At 36.4% G+C, this 8,522-nt stretch carries 4 protein-coding genes (1 of these 4 cut by a window edge); all 4 read right to left on the reverse strand.

Going from position 1 to position 8,522, the window contains the following annotated elements; genetic code table 11:
• Nucleotides 1-6: 6 nt before the first annotated feature.
• Nucleotides 7-1,941: an OmpA family protein gene (locus tag B0A75_RS03180; RefSeq protein ID WP_089052845.1), complete on the reverse strand. Its 1,935-nt coding sequence runs from the start codon at nt 1,939-1,941 to the stop codon at nt 7-9.
• An 11-nt stretch (nt 1,942-1,952) separates the two neighbouring features.
• The gene (locus B0A75_RS03185) at nt 1,953-2,870 is read right to left on the reverse strand and encodes a PorP/SprF family type IX secretion system membrane protein (protein ID WP_089052846.1); all 918 of its coding nucleotides are present in this window, start codon (nt 2,868-2,870) and stop codon (nt 1,953-1,955) included.
• Between the two features lie 159 nt (nt 2,871-3,029).
• Nucleotides 3,030-8,486, reverse strand: a complete 5,457-nt coding sequence (locus B0A75_RS03190) for an HYR-like domain-containing protein (protein WP_089052847.1) — start codon at nt 8,484-8,486, stop codon at nt 3,030-3,032.
• Nucleotides 8,487-8,488: 2 nt separating this feature from the next.
• Nucleotides 8,489-8,522, reverse strand: the final stretch of a protein-coding gene (locus B0A75_RS03195) for a SprB repeat-containing protein (RefSeq protein WP_089052848.1). It continues 2,420 nt past the right edge of the window; only the last 34 of its 2,454 coding nucleotides appear in the window; its start codon lies off the right edge, out of view — the gene reads right to left on this strand; the stop codon is at nt 8,489-8,491.

Genomic DNA, 8,522 nt, shown 5'->3' on the forward strand with positions numbered 1-8,522 from the left:
GGAGTATTACAATCCAACTATAATGAACTCACTTCGTCTGTTCATTTGGTGTTCTTCTTCAGTACATGGTACACCATCAGAACATTTGTTTACGAGCTGTGTTTCTCCATAACCTTTTCCAGTCAGACGATTTTTAGCTACGCCATTTTTAATAAGCCAAGCAATGGTTGATTTTGCTCTTCGGTCAGATAAAGCTTCATTGTATTGATGAGTTGCTCTACTGTCTGTATGTGAACGAATATCTAACTTCATAGTTGGATTTTGATTCAATACATCTAATATTTTTTCTAAGTCTAAAGCAGCTTCAACGCGAATGTTTGATTTGTCAAGGTCAAAATAAATCATTTTTATTCCGAAGCATTTTCCTAAATCATCTCCAATAGCAACTTTACAAATGATTTTATCTAAAGCAATTGGCAGATCCGTTTTTCCGCTTACTTTTCCAATGTTAACCATTACTTCTTTAGTTGCATAATCTGTTTTTACAGCTCTCACATTATATGATTTGCCACATTCAACGGCAAAACTGTATTTTCCTTCGGCATTTGAAATGGTGGTATTTACAATAACCTGCTGGCTGTCATATAATGTAAGTTTTGTTCCAGGCAGTATTATGCCGCTTTCAGCATCTGTAATTACACCAGTTAATTCCTGCAGACATTTTAGTCTTCTAGTTTCTAGAAATTTATAAATATCATCAGAACCGTGTCCGCCGGCTTTATTTGAGCTGAAATATCCTCTTCTGGTTGCTGGATCAATAATATAGGCGAAATCATCATTAGGCGAATTTACATCAGCACCTAGGTTCTGAATATCACTTACGGTTCCATTATCCTGCAATTGTCCCACAAATACATCAAGTCCGCCAAGTCCCGGATGCCCGTCAGAAGCAAAATAAATTTCATTTTCACTGGTTACATAAGGAAATGTTTCTTTTCCTTCGGTATTAATTGATTTTCCTAAATTTTCAGGAGTGCCATAACCGCCGTTGCTGTTGATACTTACTTTGTAAATGTCAGATTGTCCAATTGTTCCCGGCATATCAGACGCAAAGTAGAGTGTTTTTTCATCAGGACTTAAAGCAGGATGGGCAGTGCTAAAACTGTCACTTGTAAAAGGAAGAGCAGTTATATTGGTCCATTTTCCGTTTTCAAGTGTGGCTTTGTAAATTTTGATTAGAGTAACTTTGTTATCATCTTTTCCTTTTTTGCCGTCAATAAAATTGTTTCTGGTAAAATAAACGGTCTTTCCGTCTTTAGTAAATGCTGGAGACGATTCGTGAAATTTTGTATTTATCGCTGTTTTTATTTTATTCACCTTAGTCGAACTTCCGCTTTCGGCATCAATATCTGCATTGTAGATGTTAGTAAAATATTCGCCTGTCCATTTGTGCTTTCTCTGGCTGAAATTACCAGTATCTCTTGCTGATGCAAAATAGATTTTGTTGTCATACACAAAACTTCCGTAGTCAGAATATTTAGAGTTGATTCCGGCATCTTCAATTTTATAGCGCCCCGAGTTTAATTTAATTTGATCGAGATAGTTTACATCTTCTTTGTAAAGTTTACCTCTAGAATCATTTTTGTATTTGGTGTTAAACTCGTTGAGAACTTTATCAGCTTTGGCAAGCTGTCCAGTTGATTTTAAAGATTGTGCATATCTGTAAAAATATTCGGCCTCTGGAGACGGATTCATTGCAAAGAGTTCTCCGTACCATTTGGCAGCACCTTCAAATTCAGAATTGAAGTAATATGAGTTTCCGAGTTTTTTAAATAAATCCTCAGACTTATATCCTTTTTCGGCCACCCTTTCATAGGTTTTAATGGCGTCAACATAAGCATATCCATCGTATTTTTTATCACCTGAATTAACCTTTGACTGCTGTGAATAGCCGTAAAAAAAATTTAATAGTATTAAGCAAAGGAGCGTATAATTTTTCATAATAATAAGTTTTAGAAGAAACGAGGAGTTGTCATTTTACCATTTTTCTTGAAGAATTCATATCGCAGGAATATCTCATGAGATCCTGAGTTGTAATTATTTAAGTTTGTTGTTTCTCGGTCGTAACCGTAACCTAAATAAAGTCCGTCTGTGATTTGAAATCCAACCATTGCACTTAAAGAGGCACTCCATCTATAAGCTGCTCCAACTACAAATTTTTCAAAAAACATAAAGTTAGCAGAAATATCAACTTGTAGAGGTGCTCCTTCGACCATTTTGGTAAGTACTGCAGGTTTGAATTTGATGTATTGTAATTTATCAAGATCAAATACATAACCGGCCATTAAATAATAATTGATTTTGTCTTTATAAATGGCTACATCATTATCATCATAGCGATTGGTTTCGATGAAATTTGGAACTGATAAGCCAATATAAGCTTTATCTGAATGCCAGTAAACACCTGCTCCAATATTTGGTGAAAATTTATTTCTAAGGTCTTGAAACTGTGGGTCACCTTGATCTTCAGGGTTTAGTTTGTTAACATCTAAATTGAATAAATTAGCTGTTCCTTTAATTCCAAAAGAGAGTTTAAAATCTGGTGAAGTTTGTATTGAATATGATAGATCGGCAGAGATGTTGTTCTCGTTTGTTGGACCTATTTTATCATTTACCAGCGAAAGCCCTATACCCAAATTACTATTGTTTATTGGTGTGTTGATAGAGAAACTGCTGGTTTCTGGTGCTCCGTCTAATCCAACCCATTGGGTGCGGTACAGACCAAAAACACTTAGAGCTCCGCGAGATCCCGCGTAAGCAGGATTTATATTTATCGCATTGTACATATACTGTGTATACTGTGCATCCTGCTGTGCATAACCTGTTAAGGCTATAGACATAATGACGAAGAAAAATAATTTTGTTCTCATAGTAGATGTGTATTATTTAGTTATTACCTACTAACTTTTTAATTCTGTAAAAAGGCCGAAAAGTTAGTATGAATCTTTATTCAAAAATAAGTATTTTTTTTACAAATTATTATTTAATGCGCTATATGTTAATTGTTTATATAGCGCATTTTTTTGTTTTTATTTTGAAAGATATAGGTATCCGTCTTTCTTATTATTTTGAACTTCATTATTTCCATTCAATGATTTGTAGTTCAAAATGTAGAAGTACGTTCCAGTTGGTAATCCATCTGATTGTTTGACAGTTGTTCTACCTCTAGATGTTCCATCAAATGCATTGGTTTCATTATTGTAATTTGTAGTTTCAAATACCAATATTCCCCAACGATTATAGATTTCTACAGTGTTTCCTGGATAACAGGTCAAATCATCAATACTATCAATTACGAAAACATCATTTTTTCCATCTCCATTAGGAGAGAAAGCATTATGTACAACTATATTTCCACATGGCAGTACTTTACAATCGTCGTTAATTTCCATATTAAGGGCAATTGTTCTAGGACAGTTCTCGTCTTTTATTCTATATTCGAATATGTAAGTGCCAAGTGCTAAACCTAATGCATTAAGTGTACTTCCTTGTAAGGCATTAGTATTATTTGTGTCTACCCAAGTTCCTGTTATTGGTGTACCTTCTGGCAGTAAACTAGATAAGTTTAGTAATGTTGAATCGTCATTACAAGCTTGGCTGGCAATATTAGTTACACCATTTGGCAGAACTATTATAGTTACTGTTGCTGTATCACAATTTTCAGAACTTAATTTGTCACAAATGCGATATCTATAAGTATAAGTTCCTGCTGGAGTTAAACTTGATACTCTCACATTTCCTAATGCATCAAATGTGATATTAGGATCTGTTTTTACATTGCTATTGGTTTCTGTTAATAATGTAAAGTTTACAAGTTCAAGAGTGGCTCTAGCAGCTCCTTTTATATCGTTACTTAAAACATTTCCAACTAATCCAAAAGTGTTGCATCCAATGTTACTGTAAGTATCATCGACAGCGTCAACTGGTGTTGGCGGTGCAGGATCAATAACAGTTATTGTTACAATCGCAGTATCACAGTTTCCATTGTCGGCATTTTCACAAATTTGATACGTTAATGTATAAGTTCCTCCGGTTGTACCAACTTTTACATCTATAGATCCGTTAGGATTTAGTGTTAGTGCTCCAGTTGGATCTGGTGTTACAGTTGTAAGTGTAACATCTGTTGGATTAATTGCATTACCATTTAACGTGTCATTTGTGTATACATTGACAACATTTGTTGCTCCTGTACCTCCAGATATTGGACCTCCATTATCATCATTAGCAACAATTGCAAATGTTGGTCTGGCAGTACAGAACGGTTCAGATGGAGGATAATTTACAGTTATTGTTTCACTAGGATTAACAGATAATGTAATGTTCGCAGTTGGGCGTAATCCTTCAAAACCATCAGCAGCTTGAATCCATTGGTTGTTTTGGAATATCCATCCAGGCCAGTCAGTACCTTTACCGTTTGCATCAACCGTAGCTCCAGGCCATAAAACACGACCGCTTAGTGGTAAGTCAGTCATCGTAGTTACCACTTTGTTTGCTGCATCTGCCCAAGTTATCGATACGCCACTTACAGGAGTAAAGTTAACTGGAGTTATAGTATAATCAAGGTACGGAACATCATTTACACAAATTGGTGATGCAGTGACAGTCATTACTGGCGCTACTATAGTTACTGTTACCGTTGCGGTATCGCAGTTTGAAGTTGCATCGGCTTCACAAATTTGGTATACCAATGTAAGTGTACCCACTGGTGCATTTGGTAAAACATCTACAGAGCCATCTGAATTTAATTGTAAAAACTCATTTGGTGTTACGGTAGTTATTATTACATCAGAGGCAGTTACTACCACGCCTTCAAGTGTATCATTTGGTAAAACATTCAAGACATTTTTTGTAATATGATTAACACCTGCAATTGGACCGGCACTATCATCATTGGCAACTATATCTTTAAATTCTTTACAATTTACACCAAAGTCAGCATCTAAATGAACTAAATCCTCAGGAGTAACATTTACAATTATACCGCTTTGGCTGGTAGTTTGACATACCGTATGCATTTGCAGTTTGGCAGGTTTTGATGTTGCTTTTTTATCTGTTGAACTTGAGCTTGGAAGAACTTTTACAAGTCCAGTTTCTCCTAAAGCTGCTGCAACAGCATCTAAATTTGCTTCTCTAACTAGTTTGATGTTATATTCTCCATATGGATTTGCTTGCTCTGGTCTATCTCTCCAGAATCCTTGAATTCCGATGATTACTTCAGAATGATATCCATTTGGACCATCAATTATAATATTTGCATTTGATGCGTTTCCAAAACCACCGGCATTTAGCTCGCCCGCATTTGCTGGACCAACATAACTTCCGTCGCCATTAAAATCGATCCATTCCCAAAGACTGTAATCTATGGCGCCTTCTGCGTCTGGGATGTTTTTAGTTACAACACCATCATTATTTGCATCGTACCATTCGTCTTGTACACCATTTCCATTAACATCATACCAAACATAGTCTCCTAAAACTGGAAGTGTTGATTTTCCGTATTCAAAGTTATGAACTTGGAATTCACATTCTTTAAGAGTAGTAAAGAACAAGCTCGAGTCGACTGGGTAAAGTTGATATGCGCTATTTAAATTAGCATCTTGAACCTGAACTAAATAACTTCCTGCAGGCATTCCTGTGAAGCTGTACATACCATCGGCTCCAGTTACACGTAGTAAGATTGGTCCTGTAGTTGTACCTTGAGGAATTAATGTTACTGGAACATTTGCAATAGGAGTGTTGGTGTCTATATTTATAATTTGTCCAGATATTTTAACTTTATAATTTGGTTCAGTAATAACAACCGTTGCAGTTGCTGTACAAGTTTCATTTTCACTATTTACTACAGATGTTGCAGTAAGAGTATAAGTTCCAGCTGGTAAATTTGTGTTTCCAACTACTTCGTTATTTTGATTTGTAATAACTACAGTAGATCCAGGACTGCTGGTAACTGCAATTGAACCGTCGCTTTTTCCTTGGCAGCTTACATTTGTTGCAATACCGCTTACAGAAACTTTATTTTCAACTGTAAAGGTTTGAACTAATTCTGTTTTATTGCCTGCACAGTCTGTTAAAGTGTAAGTTCTAGTTAGAATATATGATTCTCCATTACATCCAGTTCCTCCATTGTTAGTGTCGCTTACTGTGATGTTTACAGCTCCTGCGCAGTTGTCTGCCGCATCTTTTATGTCTGCTGGACTTCCTGCTGGAATGTCTGCAGCACTTTGTAGACTAGCAACATCTGATGGTGCAGTACCAGTTGGAGGGGTAGTATCTCTTACTGTTATAACTTGAGTATACGAAATTGAATTTCCTCCGCAGTCACTTGTTGTCCATGTACGAGTTAAGGTATATTCTGTACCGCATTCGTTTTTAACGTCGCTTTTAACTTCTTTGAAAACAATTGGTAAATCTCCATTACAATTATCAGAAGCTTCCATATTAAATGGTTCTGGAACAGCGTCACAAGAAACAGTACTATCTGATGGAAGATTGCCAACAAAAGTTGGTTTTGTTGTATCCTGAATTGTAATTATTTGAGTAAATGTTTCAGAGATATTTCCGCAATCATCTTTTACAGTCCAAGTATTGGTGTAAGTACCTGCGTTTCCACATTCTTCAGAAGCTTTAAACTCACCGCTTACTTTATCAAGATTAGTTACATTAGTATCACATGCATCAGTTGCAACAGGGAATAAGGCTTGAGCTGCTGCTAAAGCTTGTGTATTGCTGCATTCTACTGTTCTGTTTAGAGAATCAGCTTCAGTTGACCACGTTGGTTTTGTAGTGTCTTGAATTGTAATTATTTGAGTGAATTTTTCAGAAATGTTTCCGCAAGCATCTGTAACTGTCCAAGTATTAGTATAAGTACCGGCATTTCCGCATCCTGTAGAAGCTTTAAATTCACCACTTATTTTATTAATATTTGAAACACTTGTATCGCAGGCATCAATAGCAGTTGGGAATAAAGCTTGAGCCGCTGTTAAAGCTTGCGCATCGCTGCATTCTATTGTTCTGTCTAAAGAAGCTGTTTCAGTGGACCAAGTTGGTGCAGTAGTGTCTTGAATTGTAATTACTTGTGTAAAAGTTTCAGAAGTGTTTCCACAAGCATCTGTCACTGTCCAAGTATTAGTGTAAGTTCCTGCATTTCCACATTCTGTAGAAGCTTTAAACTCACCTTTTACTTTGTCAATATTAGAAACATCTTGATCGCAAGTATCAGTTGCAGTTGGCAGTAAAGCTTGTGCTGCTGCCAAAGCTTGTGCATCGCTGCATTCTACTGTTCTGTTTAAAGAACCTGTTTGTGTTACCCAAGTTGGTTTTGTTTTATCTTGTACATTAATTGTTTGGCTTACTGGAAGTGAAATGTTTCCACACTCATCTTTTGCTGTCCAAGTTCTTGTAATTGAATAAGAGCCTGCACAGTTACCTTGAGTAGTAACATCTTCGTAAGTTAAAACCGGATTATTACCACCATTATCAGTTGCAGTTGCCTGTGTAAATACAGGTAATGCAGGACAATTAATAGTAGAAGTTTCTGGTAATGGATTTATTATTGGTTTAATAGAATCTCCATCTATAATAGTTACCGTTTTTGTGATTGTACATAAGTTAGCGTCTTTAACAGTAACGATATATGTTCCTGCTTGAAGCCCTGCAGCTGTAGCCCCTGTTTGAACAGGAGTTGTATTCCAAGAATAAGTGTAAGGGCTTGTTCCTCCAGCTGGAATTACAGTTGCAGAACCTGTTGTACCTCCACCACAAGCTACATTAACTTGCGTTGTAGTTGCACTTAAAGGATCTTGTGGCTGACCAATGGTAACTTCACATTTTGTAGTGTAACCTAATTTATCTGTAACTGTAACTGAATGCAATCCGGCAGTTAAAGCAACAGCAGTTGCAGTTGTTTCTCCATTATCCCATTCATAAATATATTCACCATTTCCTCCAACAGCTGTTACAGTAGCTTTACCAGTATTACCACCGTAACATTTTACGGTTGCGTCTTGTTGTATACTGCAGGATAATACATTTGGTTGTGTAATTTCTACAGTACATTCTGTAAAGCAGCCATTTGCATCTGTAACTTTTACACTATGCATTCCTGCGTTTAGTCCTATAGCTTTTTGTGTAGATTCACCATTATCCCATAAGTAAGTATAACCAGCAGTACCGCCAAGTACAGATACGGTCGCTTCACCATTGCTTAAACCATTTGCAGTTACGGGTTTGTTTTGTACTACAGAACATGATAAAGAAGAACCTGGTTGTGTAATAATAATTTCAAGAGGAGCTGTAGTACATCCATTGGCATCTTTCACTGTTACGGTATAAGTTCCAACAGGAAGTCCAGTTCTGTCCTCAACATCATTAGTTCCAGTCAAATCCGCCCAGTCATAAGTATATGGTGCAACACCACCAGAAGCAGTTATATCAATTGCTCCAGTTGAAGTTCCAAAACATTTTATATTCGTTTGAGTTTTGGCCACTGCTACTGCTGAATTCGGTTGTGTAATAATAATTTC

This window comes from Flavobacterium oncorhynchi (genome assembly GCF_002217355.1).
Classification (GTDB): domain Bacteria; phylum Bacteroidota; class Bacteroidia; order Flavobacteriales; family Flavobacteriaceae; genus Flavobacterium; species Flavobacterium oncorhynchi.

Bases quoted from the DNA above. Each gene is read 5' to 3' on its own strand.
- B0A75_RS03180 (WP_089052845.1), bottom strand. From the start codon at position 1,941: ATGAAAAATTATACGCTCCTTTGCTTAATACTATTAAATTTTTTTTAC.
- B0A75_RS03185 (WP_089052846.1), bottom strand. From the start codon at position 2,870: ATGAGAACAAAATTATTTTTCTTCGTCATTATGTCTATAGCCTTAACA.